This window comes from bacterium (assembly GCA_040755795.1).
Lineage (GTDB): Bacteria > UBA9089 > CG2-30-40-21 > CG2-30-40-21 > SBAY01 > JBFLXS01.
On the sequence record JBFLXS010000550.1, the window covers coordinates 1 to 2,251 of the forward strand.

The following is a 2,251-nucleotide window of genomic DNA, read 5'->3' on the forward strand; positions in this document are numbered from 1 at the left end:
CTAAGTTATATCCTTAAAGATAACAAAAGATAACAATTTAGTTTTGTGGAGGGGTAGGGGATTCCGCTCCTTTTCATAAGGCTCTTGGTTAAAACCAAACCTCGCTTGTAAGATTTAGAAACTCCTGCCCAGCCACAGATATTTTCTGTGGTCTCTCTCAACCTCGCTTTGGCACCTTAGGGTAATACCCTGCTATTGCTGCCAGGATTAGGCTCTGAGAGTAAATTAAGTGGGCACTGAACCCCAAAGTGTATACCCTGTATCACAAAACTGTAAATTTTATCTTAAATATATTCTTTCTCAGGCCGCCTGGGGAAAACGGACTTCAGAAGGTCAAGGGGAAAGTATTGCCCAAAAATAAAACTTGACTTTCTTAAGGCACTCTTACACTATTTCAACCTTTATGCTAGATTAAGACATCACCGAAATTTAGAAAAAATGATGAAAATGAACCATTCCAGAAGACATATAAAAACAGAAAAAGGCGTTACGCTAATTGAGATATTAATTGTTGTGGGAATATTGGGAATTTTAGTCGGTATACTGCTAATTCCTTTCTTTATCTCCGCTCAAAAGTCTATGAAAATCCAGCTTAATTATATGATTGCTGAACAAAATGCCAGATGTGCGGTATCGTGGTTAACCGCAAGAATAAGAGGAGCATATCAGATAATAGATAATGAAACAATAGCTGGTGTAAAATTTGAAAGTCAACCCTATGGAACAATGAGCCTGATTTCATATTCAACTAATCAAAAAGGTGATATTGTGATGAGATTGAATCCTGATGTGGGAACTGATACAATTGTCTGGAACATATATCGATATAGATTAATCGAGCAAGGTGTGGAAAAATGTAATGAACTGCGAGAAGAAAAATATGAGGCATTAAATACCAGGGATAATAACCCACTAAACGGTAGCTGGACTTGTTTTTATGCAGGAAGTATGACGACCGCAATAGTTGCCTCTAATATTATGTTAGGAACTCTAACTCCAGGATTACAATTTAAGTATTGGGATAGTGCAGGAAATGAAACTACTCCAGTAAATAGTGTATCTATGGGCGTCTATGTAATTACCGAGGCAGGCAGAAGTAAATCAAAAGGGACTAATACACCGTTTTATCAACAATCACGATTACAATCAGACATAATCACATTAAGAAGATTATCCCCAGTCCTTTGACCTTAGCAAAAAATATCGGTAACCGTTCAGGGATATAGCCACAGAGTCACAGAGAACACAGAGCGAATATATAACCACGAATGAACACGAATAATAAAAAGATTTGTAGTGCGAGGCGTTAGATTCACTTCTGGCAAGCCAAAAGGCGAACTTAAAGGTTCGCACTACATTTATGGGATGTCAGAGGTTAATTCGTATCCATTTGTGGCTACTTTCCTTAATTCTCTGTGAACTCTGTGCCTCTGTGGCTGAACGGTTACAAGGAAGGAGGAAGATAAAGTTATGAAATACAAAGTTAATCTTAAAAAAACTGATGAGGGTTATTCTGTGTGGGTACCTAGTGCTCTGTCGCCATTCAAGTGATTGATTGGCCGTTGTCCCCCGCTGGCGGGGGTCTAATCCTTACCCACAAGTTGGGTAACAAGATGAGGTAAACAAGGATAAACTATAAACGGGAGATTAGAGATTGCAGGAGAGCGGAGTGAGTGGCAAAATTCCAAATCCCAAATCCCAAAATACAAATAAATTCCAATGACCAAAATTCAAAATTCCAAACAATATGATTTAGAAGAAAGAACTTATCAATTTGCTCAAGAGGTTGCTTTATTCTGTAAGAAACTACCTAAAACTATTACTAATATCGAATATGTAAAGCAAATAATTAGGGCTTCGGGTTCAGTTGGAGCAAACTATATTGAGGCAAATGAGTCTTTGGGCTCGAAAGATTTTAAGATGAGAATAAAGATTTGTCGTAAAGAATCAAAAGAATCTGCTTATTGGTTAAGATTAATAATTGGAACTAACGATGAAAAATTTAAACAAGAAGGAGAAAGGCTTTTCAAGGAGGCAATAGAATTGAAGAAAATTTTTTCTTCAATTATTGAAAAGTCTAAATGAATTTTTATCGTTGTAATATAAACTTTGGAATTTAGTGTTTGGAATTTGGAATTTATTTGGAATTTGGTGCTTGGAATTTGGAATTTCTATCTAATCTGTCCACTAAAAGATGTGGGTAATGATTAGGCCAAGGGAGAACATCAATTGAGGAGCGACAGAGCACTAG

The 2,251-nt window shown here is 36.7% G+C and carries 2 protein-coding genes; both read left to right on the top strand.

All coding sequences use genetic code 11. The features are described 5' to 3' along the window. Positions 1-438 precede the first annotated feature (438 nt). The gene (locus tag AB1414_19530) at positions 439-1,188 is read left to right on the top strand and encodes a type II secretion system protein (GenBank protein MEW6609605.1); all 750 of its coding nucleotides are present in this window, start codon (positions 439-441) and stop codon (positions 1,186-1,188) included. A gap of 531 nt (positions 1,189-1,719) precedes the next feature. Further along, entirely contained in the window at positions 1,720-2,085 is a 366-nt protein-coding gene (locus AB1414_19535) for a four helix bundle protein (protein ID MEW6609606.1), read from the top strand. Positions 2,086-2,251: the final 166 nt, after the last annotated feature.

Bases quoted from the DNA above. Each gene is read 5' to 3' on its own strand.
- AB1414_19530 (MEW6609605.1), top strand. From the start codon at position 439: ATGATGAAAATGAACCATTCCAGAAGACATATAAAAACAGAAAAAGGC.
- AB1414_19535 (MEW6609606.1), top strand. From the start codon at position 1,720: ATGACCAAAATTCAAAATTCCAAACAATATGATTTAGAAGAAAGAACT.